A 16,992-nucleotide genomic window follows, 5' to 3' on the forward strand; every position below is an offset into this window, starting at 1 on the left:
GTTTAACGGCCAGTTCTTTAAACTCGGTCGTGTAAGCTTTTTTTGGTATCCTGTTCATCATTTGTCTTTCCAAAGTTACGTTTATTTTACGTCACCTTTGGGGAACTAAATTTCAGGGGAAGCTCAAACCCATTGAACGTGACAATGGGAAATCTCGATATCTATCCCTGCTGAAGTGCGTCACTGCCAACACAAAGACACTTCCCAAAGAAAATCCGATCATCAAAATCGCGATTGCCGTTACCAAGGATGTCAATTAAAGCCCCCCTCATTTTTCAAGTTGGATGCAACTTTACAATTTAATTAACTATTGCGCCACTTTTGAAACGAATGTAGATCATGAGACTGAAGACTGGGAGTGACTCAAAAACCTGAGTCAGAAAAGAAAAAAGGGACTAGATTTTCATCTAGTCCCTTGAATCTGGTGCGGCTGGCAGGAATCGAACCCACGACCCCTTGGTTCGTAGCCAAGTACTCTATCCAGCTGAGCTACAGCCGCGAAAAACAAAATTATAGCACAGGGGTTTTGATTTGATAAGCCCCCATGCCAAAGTTTTAAATTTCGACCTGCGAACCCACTTCAATCACACGGTTCGTTGGGATTCGATAGTAATCCGCCGCATCGCGTGAATTGCGTGACATCGTGACAAACAACCACTCACGCCACAGTGCCATGCCGCGTTCAGGTTTGGAGACAATCGTCTGACGAGAAATGAAATACGAAGTTTCCAGAGGCTCAAAAGTTAAGCCCTTCGTCTCGCATAATGCCAATGCTTTTGGAATATCAGGCTCATTTTTAAACCCGTAATTCACATCGATCTGGAAACAGTTGTGTCCAAGATCGGTCACCACCACACGGTCTGCCAATGCAACCCATGGGATTTCCTTGTTGTGCAAGGTCAGGAAAATGACTCGTTCATGTAAAATTTTATTGTGCGACAAATTATGCAGCAAGGCGTGAGGTACACCATCAGCCTCACCACGAAGAAAAATCGCGGTACCAGCAACGCGCTGTGGCGGTGAGACGAAAAGTGAATCCAAAAAGTCACTCAATGGAATCGCATGTTTTTTCAGGTTATCAAAAACCAGCTCACGTCCACGTTTCCACGTCATCATGACAACGAACATCACGATACCTAACACCAGTGGGAACCAACCGCCATGGAAGATCTTCATTGCGTTGGCAGAGAACAGCGCAAGATCGATTGCGACAAAAAATCCGGTTGCCAGGAAGCACAGCAAAGGGTTGTACTTCCAGCCGTAACGAATCACAAAGAAGGTCAGCAATGAGGTAACCAGCATCGTACCCGTCACGGCAATACCGTAGGCCGAGGCGAGATTAGAAGAGGACCCAAAGCCAATCACTGCAGCGACTACCACGACGAGCTGCGCCCAGTTCACTGCTGGAATATAGATTTGCCCAATTTCTTTTGCCGAAGTGTGGATGATCTGCATGCGCGGCATGATGCCGAGCGAAATCGCCTGCTTCGTCATCGAGAAAGTGCCAGAGATTGTCGCCTGCGAAGCAATCACGGTGGCAATCGCAGAGATAATCACGAGTGGATAGACACTCCACGCGCCCAACTGCTGGTAAAACGGATTACTAACTGCAGCTGGATTGACGATTAACAGCGCGCCCTGCCCCAAATAATTTAAACCTAACGCCGGGAAAACACAGAAAAACCATGCAGTACGAATTGGCTTACTGCCAAAGTGGCCCATGTCTGCGTAGAGCGCTTCAGCACCCGTGAATGCGAGCACAACCGCACCCAAGGCCAAGAAGGCGATCCAACCGTGCACCTGCATAAATCGAAAAGCGTGGATCGGGTTAAGTGCACCCGCAATCGCAGGGTTTTTCGCGATATTGTAGACACCCATGGTCGCCAATGCGATAAACCAAATTAACATGATGGGGCCAAACCAGTTACCGATACCAGCCGTCCCTTTATATTGCACTGCATACAGAGCAATAATGACTACTACAGTAATTGGCACCACATACGGATCGAAAGCAGGCGTCGCTACCTTCAACCCCTCAATGGCAGAGAGCACGGACACGGCGGGTGTAATCACCCCATCGCCGTAGAATAAAGCGGCACCAAATAAGCCGAGCACGAATAGTGTTAAGTGCAGTTTCGATGATTTACCAACTGACTCGAGTGCTAACGCTGTCAGCGCCATAATTCCGCCCTCTCCGCGGTTATCTGCGCGGAGGATCAACGTAACGTATTTCAGCGCGACGATGATGATTAACCCCCAACAAATGAGAGAAACAACACCAAAAATATTGAATTCATTGAGTTCAAGACCATGCTCTGGAGAGAAGACTTCTTGCATGGTGTAGAGGGGACTGGTGCCTATATCGCCATAAACGATACCGATCGCCGCCAAGGATAGAGCAGCTAAACTACTCTTTGTGTGATCTTGATGATTTTCCAATTGCGTACCTTATTGTTTTTGGTGCATTGCACAGTAGGCGAATCCGCCCTTTATTTCAATAGCGCACAACAAAAAATCCTTTTATAGATTTTTTACACAACACATCAATATACGGATTATGCCTTTTGTGCTAGGCAAAAAAGATATAAGGCAACAATAAAGTGAAGCAAAAACAACGAGTTAATTGCCGCATGGAAAAACATTGCGACAAGTCAAAAGTACTAACGCCTAGAAAGTTGTGGGCACAATCCATGTTGTACCCACAAAAAAATCATCCGTCTGCATTAATCCTATTAATGAGTACCGACAAGACACGCTGCACGAGGTCATTTTCAATTTGGCAGGTTCCTGCGTTTTCATGACCCCCACCACCGTATTCCAGCATGAGTGATCCAATATTGGTGCGTGACGTTCGGTTCAAAATGGACTTCCCAGTTGCCAATACCGTATTTTGATTTTTCAAGCCCCACAAAACGTGAATGGAAATATTGATTTCTGGGAACAATGCGTAAATTAAAAAACGGTTCCCCGCGTAGATAACAGGTTCATTGCGCAAATCCAGCACGACAAGGTTGAAATGCACTGTAGAACACCGGAGAATCTGCTCTTTGCACTTTTCCTGATGCTCCAAATAGAGATCAACCCGCTCCTTGACATCGGGATTGGTCATGATTTGATCGATTGTTTGTGTTTTACACATATCAATCAATTCCATCATTAAAGCGTAATTAGAGATACGAAACTCCCGGAAGCGACCAAGCCCAGTCCTCGCGTCCATCAAAAAGTTTAATAGATCCCACCCCTGAGGATTGAGCACTTCGTCGCGATTAAATTGCGCGGAATCCCCTTTATCCACGGCTGCCATCATCTCATTCCATGACGCTGGAAAAGTATTAGCGCCACCATAAAAGTTATAGACAACGCGTGCGGCGGAGGGTGCATCAGGCTCGATGACATGGTTGTGGCGGTCACCAAAATTACGAATCGCCTCTGATGAGTGGTGATCGAACGCTAAATGAACTGATTCGACATAGGGCAAATTCGTACTGATATCGTTGTCGGTGACTGCAATTTTCCCATCCTGCATGTCTTTCGGATGAACAAATAGAATCTCATCGATCATATCGAGATGTTTGAGCAATACTGCACACACAAGTCCATCAAAGTCACTGCGGGTAATGAGTCGAAATTTTTTTGAGTCAGTAGACATAGCGTGCCCTTCACATTGGATAGAACAAAGTTCAGAAAAACAAGAGAATCAAGGCTTCATTAAGAGAAGACGAGTTCTTTTGGTCAATGACGAGATACAACATCGAGTGAATTGGATTTAACTCGACGCCATCACGTAATCACTAAAAAAGCTTTGTTTAATGTAGTTGGTTTTAGATACCATGTCTATTTATTTAATTGCTTTTATAATAACCATTTACATATCCGACACATTCCTTGCGCGATCTTGCATTAAGACAACATTATTACTTCAATACAATGTGTTCAACCGCCTCTTCCGAGACGGCATTAAAACGCTCAAGCACCGCGACGAGTTCATTCATCGCGTCGATACCGAAGGTCTGCTCGATATGTTTATATTGCAAATCAATGAGCGGTGCCATTTCCGTCATGAGTGCATCCCCCGCCTCCGAGAGACCAATAAGGACACGCCGCTGATCTCCCTCGATGGCACTGCGACCAATCATATCGAGTTCCTCCATGCGCTTTAACACCCCTGCCATACTGGGACTCGATATCTGGCACAAATCGCACAATTCTCTAGGCTCAAGACTTCCATACTCATCTAGCACGCGCAAGATCCGCCATTGCTGATCGGTCAAACCAAAATGACCAAGAATCGGCTTGAAATGCGCCATCAAGTTGGCGCGTGCTTTTAAAAATAACTGCGGCAAATTGCGGTAAGCAATTTTATGACTCATAACGACTCCTGATCTTACTCTGGGGATGTTGCTGCTTGTGAAGCGCATTGCGTTGACACAGCCCCTTATTTTACAGACATGATAGCGCGACGATTTGACTTACTCACATATTAGTGATTTAATTTACTCATATGTTAGTAATTTTGGAGTAATTTTGAATCGACTACTTTTTATGGCTAGCGCATGATTGTTCGCGACAGACCATCAGGCTTTCGCCTGTTTTTGCTTTTACGGGGATCTGTATTACCACGGATTCTCCCTGCGCTAACGATCAACATCCTGATTGCAACGCTCGTCACGATTTCACACGGAGATCTCTTCGAGCTCAAAATCACACTCACTACGATCCCCTTTACCCTGATTGGCTTACCGATCTCGATTTTCCTTGGCTTTCGAAACAATGCTGCGTATGACCGTTTTTGGGAGGGGCGAAAGCTATGGGGAGAGCTTCTGCTGAGGGCACGCAACTTATCGCGCCAATGCCAAAGCCTCATCGATGATCCACTCCCAGCAAGGGCAAGCAACGGTCTGAGCGATATCCGGGTTCGCATGATATTGAGAACCATCGCCTATTGCCATGCATTGCGCGATTTACTCCGGAATCAAGAAACAAAGCCAGAAATGGCTCAATGGCTCACGGCAGAAGAGCTGCAGAAAATGCAGCTGAGTAGAAATAAACCTGATTTTCTGATGCTGAATATGGGACAGGATTTGCGGCAAACACTCAAAGAAGGTCGCATCGAATCCTGCCTTGCCGCCAATCTAGACGCCACCCTCTCTACGATTACTGCAGCAGGCGCAGCTTGTGAGCGCATTCGTAATACGCCGATTCCATTTTCTTACACACTCCTGCTCCACCGAACTGCTTATATTTACTGCTTTTTACTGCCGTTCGGGCTTGTGGATTCCATTGGTTTCATGACGCCTTTTGTGGTTGCGATTGTCGCTTACACATTTTTCGGTCTGGATGCGCTCGGTGATGAAATCGAAGAACCGTTCGGCACAGAAACCAACGACCTCCCTCTTGATGCGATTTGCAGAACCATTGAAATTGAATTACGCGAATCCTTGCAAGATACAGCAATTCCAGAGCCGCTCAAGCCAGTCGACTACTGCATTACCTAAGTTCGCTTCAGCGCTCTCCAATCCATATAACCATAACAGATCACTGATCACCCGACATTTGCTATCCACTTTCAGAGACAAAGGATTTACCATGTACGACACGCATCAACCGCTTCAAGGACACGATTCCATCAGCCATCAACAAATCGAAGAAGAGAGAATTCGCTTACCGGCATTGAGGAATCGCATTACCAGCGCGGAACACGCCGCGTCTTGGATCGAAGATGGCATGACGGTTGGCATGAGCGGATTCACCCGTGCAGGTGATGCAAAAGTCGTCCCACTGGCTATCGCTGAAAGAGCCAAGAATGAACAACTGAAAATCAGTTTAATGACAGGTGCATCACTTGGTAATGACGTCGATAAAACGCTGACTGAGGCCGGAGCGATGAGCAGACGTATGCCATTTCAGGCAGACCCCACTTTACGCGCTGCGATTAATCGGGGCGAGGTCATGTACGTTGATCAGCATTTGTCTGAAACGGTCGAGCTATTGCGTACACGTCAAATTAACGCCATTGATGTTGCCATTATCGAAGCGATCGCGATCACCGAAACCGGCGCAATCATTCCAACAACCTCTGTTGGTAATAGCGCCAGCTTCGCTATCCTGGCTGATCAGGTCATCGTTGAAATTAATGTGACACAAGCACTAGAGCTGGAAGGCCTTCACGATATTTTTATTCCAAAGCACCGACCACGTCGCGAACCTGTGCCGATCACCTCTGTCAGTGACCGCGTTGGTACGACTGCCATCGTTATTCCACCGGAAAAAATTGTCGCGATCGTGATCACCCAGAAAAAAGATAGTGCCTCCACCATCTTACCCCCTGATGAAGACACAGCAAAAATCGCCGCTCATCTCGTTAATTTTTTTAAGGACGAAGTACGTGATGGTCGATTAGGGAATAACTTGATGCCTCTCCAAGCAGGTATCGGGACGATTGCAAACGCAGTGATGATGGGTTTTATCGATAGTCCCTTCGAACATTTGACGATGTATTCCGAAGTATTACAAGACTCCACGTTCGATCTGTTTGATGCGGGGAAACTTGATTTTGCTTCTGGCTCTTCAATCACGCTTTCCGCCGAAAAAAGTAAAGAAGTCTTCGCCGACATCACAAAATACAAAGACCGCCTTGTATTACGCCCTCAAGAAATTAGCAATCATCCAGAAGTCATTCGTCGTCTCGGTTTAATTACGATCAACACCGCGCTTGAGGCCGACATCTACGGCAACGTTAACTCAACACATGTCCTTGGCACACACATGATGAATGGTATCGGCGGCTCAGGCGACTTTGCTCGGAACGCTTACCTTTCCGTCTTTGCGACAAAGTCGATCGCGAAGGACGGGAGAATTTCAAGCATCGTCCCCATGGTGACGCACGTTGATCATACCGAACATGACGTCGACATTATCGTGACAGAAATAGGTCTTGCTGATTTACGCGGTCTTGCGCCAAGGGAAAGAGCACAACAAATTATTCAACATTGTGTTGCTGAACCCTATAAGGCAATGTTGCTTGCGTATCTTAAAGAAGCAGAACAACGCGGAGGACACACACCCCATGTCCTTGAGAAAGCATTTGCGTGGCACACACGCTATAGAGAAACAGGAAGCATGTTGGAGGCGACTATTGACTTAAAAGTCGCCGCGTAAACACTTCAACAATTTCTTTCGATCAGGAGTGAAGTTATCCATGGATACGTTTCACTCCTCATTACTTCTATTTGCCTCTTCACGCACAAACGTTTTGAGCGAATATCTCACTATCCTTCTTCGCATACCTTTATTTTTCATTTTCTTAAAACCAAGTAGGCATCGGTAAGATCAAATTAATTCATTCAAATTAATTCATTCAAGTTAATTTATTCAAGTTAATTCATTGGGGTGTATTTGTTTAATTTGACTTATTTAAGTAATCGACAAAATAAAAAACAGGTTCTATCCTCTAGATATCGCTTTATTAACACCTTTTCACTTTTGGTTTGATTTATTACGCTACCTTTCACAAAGGTAGTCTCAAAAATCTTGGGTAGATTTGGTCATCTGAGGAATATTATGTTGAACAGCAACTCCCCTCCCATTCCGCTGCAAGCAACTATCATGGTGGTGGATGATACGCCAGATATACTCATACAGATATCTGAACTACTCAAAGACAAATATAAACTAAAGCTTGCCAATAGCGCGCGAACCGCTCTGCGCCATATTAACGACAACATCAAGCCAGATCTCATTTTGCTCGACATTATGATGCCTGAAATGTCTGGCTATGATGTGATCCGTGAACTGAAAAACAATATAGAAACGAAAGATATTCCGGTTATTTTCTTAACGGCAATGACCTCCGTCGAAGATGAAAAAAGAGGTCTAGAATCTGGCGCTGTTGATTACATTACCAAGCCCATATCGCCAGCCGTAATGGAAGCGAGAATAAAAACACATCTAGAAAATAAAGCGGCAGCTGATTTCATTCGAAATAAAAATACATATCTCGAAGCTGAAATTAAAGAACGTACGAAAGCGATGGAAGCAATTCAGGATGTCACGATCTTTACGATGACATCTCTTGCCGAAACACGAGATTTAGAAACAGGGAATCACATACAGCGCACTCAACAATACATCAAGGCGCTAGCACTCGAGCTACAGCCACATCCGCGCTTTAACGATTTTCTATCTCAACAAAATATTGAATTGATTTTTAAATCTGCGCCGCTACACGACATCGGTAAAGTCGGCATACCAGACCGGATACTTTTAAAGCCAGGACGCCTCACGGTCGATGAATTTGAGATTATGAAAACACATACGACGATTGGTTACAACGCCATCGTTAAGGCCGAAGAGCATCTTGGGACTCAGGTGGACTTCCTGCAATTTGCCAAAGAGATTGCCTACTATCATCAAGAAAAATGGGATGGTAGTGGCTATCCAACCGGTGCAAGTGGAGACGACATTCCCGTCTCAGCAAGACTAATGGCGTTAGCAGATGTCTACGACGCACTCATTAGTCGTCGCGTATATAAAGAACCGATGCCCCATGAAAAAGCAAAGCAAATTATTGTAGAAGGAAGAGGAACGCATTTTGATCCAGACGTCGTCGATGCGTTTTGCGCGATAGATCAAACTTTCTACACTATCGCTTTAACCTATTCAGATAACGAGAAAGATCTCGATGAAAAATCCACACTAATTAAAATCACACTAGGAAATCAAACATGAAATAAAAAATGCACAACGACCAAATAATTCTTAACGACTTTATTAAGCGAAAGTAACTGTTGTCAATGATTCGATGTCGCTTAACCACACTACTCTGGGTTTCCCGGCGGGCATATGAAAAATGTGATTCAAATTTTTGAACGATCGCAACTAACGATAAAACTAGTCATCGGTTTTGGCTTCACGATTATGATTGCGCTGATCACCGGCATCATTACATTAAACAGCACAGCAGAAATTAAGAATGTCGCTAAGAAAAGTTTTGAAACAAACTTATTTGGCATTTCTCATCTCCAAGAATCAAATATCGACTTAATGTATATTGAGCGAAGCATTCGCCAAATCGCCCTTTCGAGAACGCTCGAGAAAAAGGAAACAGCGAAGAGAGACCTTCAACACTCGCAACAACTATTACAAACAGAGTTAGAGGAATCAAAAAAACTCATCTTCCGTGACACCGACAAAGACAAAATCAAACAATTTGAAGACATGTATGCGATCTATCTCGCCAAAGTTGATCACGCCTTAGAATTAATTGATCAAGAAAAAAGGGATGCCAACCAAGGATTGACTGTATCAGAATTCTTAGTTAGTCCTGAATATTTGATCGCAGTTAACAATGCCGATGACAAACTAACCGAATTAGTCACTCAAAAAAAATTAGACACCGTAGCAACGATTAACTTAGTTCAAGAAAAGTATGACCAATCACTTGCTACAGCGGTTTACTTGTTATCTGGTGGTCTTATCGGAGCAACGTTACTCGCCATACTCATTACACTGTCGATTCGACGCCCACTAAATAGACTCGTTACTTGCATCAACGACATTTCATTGTCGCAACTCGACGATGACGTCCCTTACACTAATTATAAGAATGAGCTTGGCGCCATTGCCAAATCCGTGCACCTTCTTCAACAAGAAGCGAAGAAATTTAATGCGACGTACCTTATTGAAGGTCAGCTAACAAAAATTAATCAAACCATTCAGAAGGCGACAGAATTCAAAGAATTTGGCGATCTATTGAGTGCAGAAATAGCATTCAATTTGCAGTTGGTATACGGTGCTTTGTATATGATCGACGAACAACAAACCCAACTAGAAAGAGTCGGGGGGTATGGGTGCGATGATCATCTTCATACCAAACGGTTTGAATGGGGACAAGGACTTGTAGGACAAGTAGCAAAAGATCAAAAGCACGTCATTCTCTCACAGAAAAAAGGATGCGACATTTGTGTGAGTACTGGGCTCGGCAAACTCGCCGTGGATCATATTTACATCGCTCCAATCATTCACCAATCAAAAGTACTCGGCGTCATTGAGATGGGCTCACTTCATCCATTTGAAACAGAGAAAATTCATTTAATCGAACTCTTGCTGGAATCAATCCCAGAAAAAATTCAACTATTAGCAGGTAATGCTGCCACTCTCGAATTACTTAATAAAACAAAAACCCAAGCCGATGAACTCGCAGCATCGGAACTCCAGCTTCGCGTTCGTGGAGAGGAGTTGGAAGAAAACAACGCAAAGCTCGCTGAGCAAGCGCGCTACCTTGAAGAGCAATCAGATGAGCTTGAACAACAAAAAATCACATTACTCGATCAGCGCGAAGAACTGGAGCGGAGTCGAGAGATTTTAAGTCAAACGGAAGAAAGAACGCGACTACTTCTCAGTGCCGTCGGCGACGGCATCATCGGTCTGAATACGCAAGGAGAAATCACTTTTTCCAACCTTGCAGCAGACCAGCTTCTCGGTTATGACAAAGATGAGCTGATTGGAAAGTCAATTAACACCATGCTGCACTATGCTCATACAGATGGCACCACGCTCCCTGATGAGGTTTCACCCGTTAATTTGACCCTCAACGATGGAAAAGTCCGTCATATCGACCACGATGCACTCTGGCGAAAAGATGGTGGCCCCATCTCTGTCGAATACACAACAACAGCGGTCTTCAAAGACGATCAAATTCAAGGCTCAGTCGTGATATTCCGCGATATCACTGAGCGAAAGCTCGCACAAGAGGCATTACTTAATGCAAAAATTGTCGCAGAGGACGCAACGAAAGCAAAGAGCGATTTTCTCGCAAATATGAGTCACGAAATTCGAACACCGATGAATGCGATTATCGGTATGTCCGCGCTCGCACTCAAAACGAATCTCGATCAGAAACAGCAAAATTACATTCAAAAGGTGTCGTCGGCCGCTAAAAATCTGCTTGGCATCATCAACGATATTCTCGACTTTTCAAAAATTGAAGCAGGCAAGTTATCAATGGAAGCTTCTGATTTCATCCTAGAAGACGTCCTCGAACAACTTGCAGATCTGTCGATTATCAAAGCACGCGAAAAAAATATTGAGCTCCTTTTTGATATCTCAACAGACATACCGACCGCCTTGATCGGAGACGCTTTGCGACTAGGGCAAGTCTTGATTAATCTCGTCAATAACGCCATTAAATTTACTGAGAAAGGTAATGTCACTCTTACTATCAAGAGAATTTCTCATTCCTCTGATGAGATCAATTTGCGCTTTGAAGTGAAAGATACCGGAATTGGCCTCAGTGAACACCAACGAAACAAGTTATTTAATGCATTTTCCCAAGCGGATGAATCGACTACCCGTAAATACGGCGGTACTGGATTAGGGCTCACGATCAGTAAAAAACTTGTTGAATTGATGAAAGGTGAAATTGGTGTAGAGAGCGAGCCTGGGGTTGGAAGCACCTTTTATTTCAACGCTCACTTTGGCATTCAGCCTACACAACGCCAACTCTCTCTCACAGCGCAAGAGTTAAATGGACTCAAAATCTTAGTAATTGATGATTATCCCGCTGCTCGAGAAATTATGACGACGATGCTCAATTCGTTGAAATTTGACACGCTCAGTGTTGAAGATGGCTTCAAGGCACTTCAGCTACTAGAGACGGCTGAGACGCAAGGAAAACCATATGATCTCGTTTTTGTGGACTGGCACATGCCAGACATGAATGGAAATGAAACCATTGAATACATACGGACCAGCGGCAAATTAACCACGATTCCAGCTATGGTAGTCATTACTGCTGACAGCAGAGAAGACCTCAATTTCCCGAGCGATATGCAATTCGTGAAAGGTGTCATTGCTAAACCAATCAACCCATCCATGCTGCTTGATAGCATTCTTAATGCACTCGGCAAAGAGGCTGCACAGAAAACACGGAAAAGCGAGAAGGAAGCAAGCAATAAGGAAGCGGAAAATAAGGTTAAAGGGGCATTCCTTCTCCTCGTTGAGGACAACATAGTCAATCAGGAATTGGCGCTCGAAATATTGCAAGGGGCAGATATTCGTGTTGACGTTGCCAACAATGGAGAAGAGGCTGTCCATAAAATTCGCCATTCAAACTACGATGGCGTTCTCATGGACTGCCAAATGCCAGTGATGGATGGATTTCAAGCTACAAGAAAAATTCGCGAAGATGCACGCTTTGCCGAATTGCCCATCCTAGCAATGACTGCCAATGCGATGGCTGGCGATAAAGAAAAATGTATCGAATGCGGCATGAATGACCACATTGCCAAACCTATTGACGTCAATCAACTATTTTCAACACTGGCAAGATGGATCCAGCCTAAAGGCAGCAACACGTCTTTACGTGAAGTCCCTATGCTTTCTGAAGTCGCTCAGAAAATGGCGAATGAAACGCCTCTAGATATCAATGCGTTACCACGTCATATAACGGGACTCGATCTACAAAATGCACTCGCTCGAATGGGTGGGAATGAGCGCCTATTGAAAAAGCTCATTATTCGATTTAGAGATACCCAACAAACCGTCATGGAACGTATTGAGGTAGCGCTTAAGTCACAGGATCAGGAGACAGCAAAACGTGAAGTTCATACGCTAAAAGGGCTTGCTGCCAACATCGGCGCAATAGAATTAAGCAAATTAGCGCTTCATGCAGAAGCTGAATTTCAATCCCAAGATGCAGAGGCCTTGAAAAAGGCACTATCTTTAGTCGATATCGAACTACGAAATCAACTCACTCACATCACAAATAGCATTCCCGCATCGACAGAAATAGCGAAAGAAGCTGTCACCACACCATCGATCGTCAACATTAACATGGTGGAAGTTGGTGACGCGATGCGTAAGTTAGTAAGTGAACTTTCCGCACTCGATGCAAACGCCGCTAAAACGCTTGATTCACTCACCCCCACTCTCAATGCATTGGGATATGACGCTGCTGTGACTGAGCTAGTACAACGCATTGGAAATTTCGATTTTGATACGGCACTCACTCACATGCGACGCCTTGCTGATATTTTGGACATTCGCATCGATCAAGAGTAGTGCAATAAAACACGAGAACAAGTAACAATACAATCTCTTTTTCCCCAATGAATCGTTACGCTATACCATAGCCGATCCGCACCTAGGATCGGCTATGTATGCCATTGCTGCTGAGAAAGGATTAGTCGCCCATCGATATCGTTCAGACAGCCAATCCTCTGGTGTACATACCACTTTTAGTTGATATATTTTGCTACCGTTCAATTAAAACCACGCTCAGTACGCAAAATAAGGGTAATGAAGCTATTTTCCTGTAGAGTAATGATTCATTTATACTTCACAACAAAAAGACCACAGAAGTACGCTGTCTGTCGACGATTCCAGACACAAATCATTTATAAGTTGCGATATGGGACTCCTCTCAAGGATATTGCCGCAGGCAATCAAACAATGGATTCTTGCTGAACTCGGCGATACCGAAGAAAAATTCACGCGGGTTTTTCACACTAGTGCAGACTGGATTGTGATTACACATATCAGTGATAGCAGAATCATCGAAGCCAACAAAGGATTCGAACAAATTAGCGGTTACCGGAGAGAAGAAGTCATTGGGCGCCCTATTCGCGACTTTAATGTGTGGGCGATACCGGAACAGCGAGATGAGCTGGTAGCGGAATTGATGCGCGAAGGACAAGCACGCGATTACCTTGCCAAGATGCGAACCCGTGACGGCACCATTCGAGATTGCCTTGTCAATTGTAGCTTGATTGCCCTAGAGGGCACCATTAACTCCCATGCCGTATGGATTGCACGCGATATTACTGATCAACTAGCAGCCTCTGAACAATCCGCTGCAGCATTCCGTTTAACACCAGACTGCATGACGATCTCCCGGTTAAAAGATGGGACCTACCTAGAAGTTAATTCTGCTTTTGAACGACAAATGGGAATGGCTCGGAAGGATATCGTAGGCAAAACAGCACAAGAATTGAATGTTTGGCAGGATCCTGATGATCGCGACAAATTAGTTGCACTGCTCAAAGACAACGCTACCGTGACGGATTTCCCCGCCACAATTCGATTAGGCGCAAGCGGTGAAAGAGAAATGATGATCAACACGACACTGTACGTCTCACGCGGTGAAGAGTTAATGATTTCATTGTTGCATGATGTGACCGAGATCCGTTCCGCTGCAAGAGAAATCATGCGGCTCAACACCCACTTAGAGAAGCGTGTCGCCGAAAGAACCGCAGAGTTACAAACGAAAAATTCTGAACTCAAGAGCGCTCTTGAAACACTCAACATTGCAAAAGATCAACTGGTGCAATCTGAAAAACTCGCGGCACTTGGCTCTCTCGTTGCCGGTGTTGCGCATGAGCTTAATACCCCGATTGGAAACAGCCTCACGGTCGCAAGTACGCAAGAGGAAATGTTGCAGCAGATTGCAGCACAGGTTGAGGGTGGTTTGAAACGATCAACGTTAAGGAGCTTTATCGCTGAGATGGCGCTCGCCACCGAAATACTCATGCGCAATCTGACACGAGCGGGAGATCTGGTCAGCAGCTTCAAACATGTGGCCGTTGATCGTACCAGCTCAAAAAGGCGGCTTTTTTCACTTTCTCAACTGACAGCCGAAATTTTGCTGACCATGAACCCGACATTATCGCAAGAGAAGTGTCGTATTGAAAAAAACATCGATGAATCAATCAACATGGATAGTTTTCCTGGTCCGCTAGGGCAAGTATTAATTAATCTCATCAACAATGCCATCGTGCATGGTTTCGAATCATCATCAGGCGGACTGATTCAAATTGGAGGCCAATTAGTTGATGAACAGACGGTGTTGCTACAGATTACTGATAATGGAAAAGGTATCCCTCAGGACCATTTACGGCGCGTCTTTGAGCCTTTCTTTACCACACGACTGGGTCAAGGCGGTTCGGGAATGGGATTGCATATCGTGCACAACCTCGTGACAGGTTTGCTTGGCGGAACAATCTCAGTGAGCAGCGATGCCAACACTGGTGGTACATGCTTTCAACTGAATCTCCCGCTCAAAGCACCCGAGATTTCGGACAATACTGACACGGACTTTTTACACTGATAGTCGCTGCATCGAAGTTATTACTACCCTCTTCCGAGCGTGATCGATGCCTTGCTATCGCTGCAGCCTAAAAGCGAAAGAGCGAAAGAGCGAAATGAAATTAAATGCCACAGCGGCATTTCGCGAAGACAAAAAGAAAAAGCCCCTGACGAATCAGGGGCTTAATCAGAATTACTGGCGGAGGCGGTGAGATTCGAACTCACGATACAGGTTTAAGCCCATATGCTTCCTTAGCAGGGAAGTGCCTTCGGCCACTCGGCCACGCCTCCACACTATTACCAACCTTGCCCGAGAGCTCGGCAGTAATCGAGATCAAGATAATAGCGGTTCAACTGCCTTTGGTCAACTACTGGTGCAAACAAAAATAGTTTTTTTCAACTCGATGGTTCACCAGACAGTGAACTGGGGCAGCATTCATGTCTTTCCTGCTACCCCACTTACTACTTATCGACTTACTACTTATCAACCTACTTAAGCGTTTTCCAAACCAAATGCTTTGTGCAAGGCACGTACTGCGAGCTCCATGTATTTTTCGTCGATCAATACAGAGATTTTAATTTCCGAAGTCGAAATCATCTGAATATTGATACCCTCTTCAGACAATGTACGGAACATCTGGGATGCGATACCAACATGGCTACGCATACCAACGCCGACAACGGAGACTTTCGATACTTTGGAATCACCAGCGATACTCGCAGCGCCGATATGCGCTTTGACGCTACCTTCAAGGACTTCCATCGCTTTTTGGTACTCGCCGCGTGGCACAGTGAAAGTGAAGTCTGTTTTTCCTTCGACGGACTGATTTTGTATAATCATGTCGACTTCGATATTCGCGTCAGCAACCGGTCCCAAAATCTGGTACGCAATGCCTGGGCGATCTGGCACGCCCAGAACGGTAATTTTGGCTTCATCACGGTTAAACGCGATGCCAGTGATGGTAGCTTGTTCCATGTGTGTATCTTCCTCAAACGAAATCAGAGTGCCGGATTTTGCTTCTTCTTCCAGCGGCATTAACGGGTCTGTCAAAGACGACAACACCCGGGTTGGCATACGATAGTTTCCTGCAAACTCGACCGAACGAATTTGCAATACTTTTGAACCCAACGACGCCATTTCAAGCATTTCTTCAAAAGTAACAGTGTTCAAACGGCGTGCATCTGAGACCACGCGTGGGTCCGTCGTATAAACCCCATCAACGTCTGTGTAAATCAAGCACTCTTGTGCCTTCAATGCCGCGGCAACCGCTACAGCAGAAGTATCAGAGCCACCACGTCCAAGCGTGGTGATATTGCCTTGTTCATCCACCCCTTGGAAACCAGTGATAATGACGATCTTACCTGCGTCGAGGTCTGCTTTCACTTTCACATCGTCGATTGATGCAATACGTGCCTTGGTGTAGGAAGAATCGGTTTTGATTGCAACTTGCCAGCCCGCATAAGAGACGGCCTGCTTACCGATCGCTTGCAATGCCATTGCTAACAAACCAACAGAAACCTGTTCGCCCGTCGAGGCAATCATGTCAAGCTCACGTGGGTCCGGTTGCGCCATGATTTCTTTGGCGAGGCCGATAATACGATTTGTTTCGCCGGACATGGCCGATGGCACCACAACTATCTGGTGACCGGCATCATGCCATTTGGCAACGCGCTTGGCGACGTTCTTGATACGTTCCGTAGAACCCATCGACGTACCGCCGTATTTGTGGACGATTAAAGCCATAGATATAGAAGACTAAAGGGTGAGAAATGAGGTAAAGCAACCCCTTACTCTACATGCTGCCCTGCAAAATAACAAGGAGCTCAAAAGCAAAATTTCTGAAGAAACCGTGGTTTTGCCGCAATTAAGAACAAATTTTCCACAGAAAATAAGGCAAATTAACAAGGGAA

At 45.1% G+C, this 16,992-nt stretch carries 9 protein-coding genes and 2 tRNA genes; 5 read left to right on the forward strand and 6 right to left on the reverse strand.

Features of this window, described 5'->3' with window-relative positions; all coding sequences use genetic code 11:
* Positions 1–422 precede the first annotated feature (422 nt).
* The 4 genes from ACO0K2_RS16460 to hpaR all read right to left on the reverse strand — a co-directional run bounded on the left by ACO0K2_RS16460 (position 423) and on the right by hpaR (position 4,370).
* Positions 423–499, reverse strand: a tRNA-Arg gene (locus ACO0K2_RS16460).
* A 56-nt stretch (positions 500–555) separates the two neighbouring features.
* A complete protein-coding gene (locus ACO0K2_RS16465) occupies positions 556–2,439 on the reverse strand; it encodes a potassium transporter Kup (RefSeq protein WP_423020803.1) in 1,884 nt (627 codons plus the stop codon).
* A 271-nt stretch (positions 2,440–2,710) separates the two neighbouring features.
* Positions 2,711–3,649 (reverse strand): exopolyphosphatase, encoded by a 939-nt coding sequence (locus ACO0K2_RS16470; protein WP_423020805.1) that lies wholly within the window; start codon positions 3,647–3,649, stop codon positions 2,711–2,713.
* Between the two features lie 265 nt (positions 3,650–3,914).
* Complete coding sequence (gene hpaR, locus ACO0K2_RS16475) at positions 3,915–4,370, reverse strand: homoprotocatechuate degradation operon regulator HpaR (protein WP_423020807.1); 456 nt, start codon at positions 4,368–4,370, stop codon at positions 3,915–3,917.
* Positions 4,371–4,553: 183 nt separating this feature from the next.
* On the opposite strand from hpaR, the gene ACO0K2_RS16480 reads away from it, so the two are divergent.
* The 5 genes from ACO0K2_RS16480 (at position 4,554) to ACO0K2_RS16500 (ending at position 15,103) form a co-directional block, all read left to right on the forward strand.
* The gene (locus ACO0K2_RS16480) at positions 4,554–5,495 is read left to right on the forward strand and encodes a bestrophin family protein (protein WP_423020809.1); all 942 of its coding nucleotides are present in this window, start codon (positions 4,554–4,556) and stop codon (positions 5,493–5,495) included.
* Positions 5,496–5,586: 91 nt separating this feature from the next.
* The gene (locus tag ACO0K2_RS16485; RefSeq protein WP_423020811.1) at positions 5,587–7,158 is read left to right on the forward strand and encodes an acetyl-CoA hydrolase/transferase family protein; all 1,572 of its coding nucleotides are present in this window, start codon (positions 5,587–5,589) and stop codon (positions 7,156–7,158) included.
* Positions 7,159–7,560: 402 nt separating this feature from the next.
* Positions 7,561–8,727, forward strand: a complete 1,167-nt coding sequence (locus tag ACO0K2_RS16490; protein WP_423020813.1) for an HD domain-containing phosphohydrolase — start codon at positions 7,561–7,563, stop codon at positions 8,725–8,727.
* Positions 8,728–8,841: 114 nt separating this feature from the next.
* A complete protein-coding gene (locus ACO0K2_RS16495) occupies positions 8,842–13,059 on the forward strand; it encodes a response regulator (RefSeq protein WP_423020815.1) in 4,218 nt (1,405 codons plus the stop codon).
* A 349-nt stretch (positions 13,060–13,408) separates the two neighbouring features.
* On the forward strand, positions 13,409–15,103 hold the full coding sequence (locus ACO0K2_RS16500) for a PAS domain-containing sensor histidine kinase (RefSeq protein ID WP_423020817.1): 1,695 nt from the start codon (positions 13,409–13,411) through the stop codon (positions 15,101–15,103).
* Positions 15,104–15,278: 175 nt separating this feature from the next.
* Here the strand turns inward: ACO0K2_RS16500 and ACO0K2_RS16505 are convergent.
* Together ACO0K2_RS16505 and ACO0K2_RS16510 are read right to left on the reverse strand one after the other, a co-directional pair.
* A tRNA-Ser gene (locus ACO0K2_RS16505) sits at positions 15,279–15,372 on the reverse strand.
* A gap of 202 nt (positions 15,373–15,574) precedes the next feature.
* A complete protein-coding gene (locus ACO0K2_RS16510; protein WP_423020819.1) occupies positions 15,575–16,825 on the reverse strand; it encodes an aspartate kinase in 1,251 nt (416 codons plus the stop codon).
* Positions 16,826–16,992 lie beyond the last annotated feature (167 nt).

This window comes from Undibacterium sp. MH2W (assembly GCF_049340215.1).
Classification (GTDB): domain Bacteria; phylum Pseudomonadota; class Gammaproteobacteria; order Burkholderiales; family Burkholderiaceae_D; genus Undibacterium.

What these genes read in the sequence shown, in the direction of transcription:
- ACO0K2_RS16510 (WP_423020819.1), bottom strand. Translation starts at nt 16,825, where the DNA reads ATGGCTTTAATCGTCCACAAATACGGCGGTACGTCGATGGGTTCTACG.
- ACO0K2_RS16495 (WP_423020815.1), top strand. Translation starts at nt 8,842, where the DNA reads ATGAAAAATGTGATTCAAATTTTTGAACGATCGCAACTAACGATAAAA.
- ACO0K2_RS16500 (WP_423020817.1), top strand. Translation starts at nt 13,409, where the DNA reads ATGGGACTCCTCTCAAGGATATTGCCGCAGGCAATCAAACAATGGATT.
- hpaR (WP_423020807.1), bottom strand. Translation starts at nt 4,370, where the DNA reads ATGAGTCATAAAATTGCTTACCGCAATTTGCCGCAGTTATTTTTAAAA.
- ACO0K2_RS16490 (WP_423020813.1), top strand. Translation starts at nt 7,561, where the DNA reads ATGTTGAACAGCAACTCCCCTCCCATTCCGCTGCAAGCAACTATCATG.
- ACO0K2_RS16470 (WP_423020805.1), bottom strand. Translation starts at nt 3,649, where the DNA reads ATGTCTACTGACTCAAAAAAATTTCGACTCATTACCCGCAGTGACTTT.
- ACO0K2_RS16480 (WP_423020809.1), top strand. Translation starts at nt 4,554, where the DNA reads ATGATTGTTCGCGACAGACCATCAGGCTTTCGCCTGTTTTTGCTTTTA.
- ACO0K2_RS16485 (WP_423020811.1), top strand. Translation starts at nt 5,587, where the DNA reads ATGTACGACACGCATCAACCGCTTCAAGGACACGATTCCATCAGCCAT.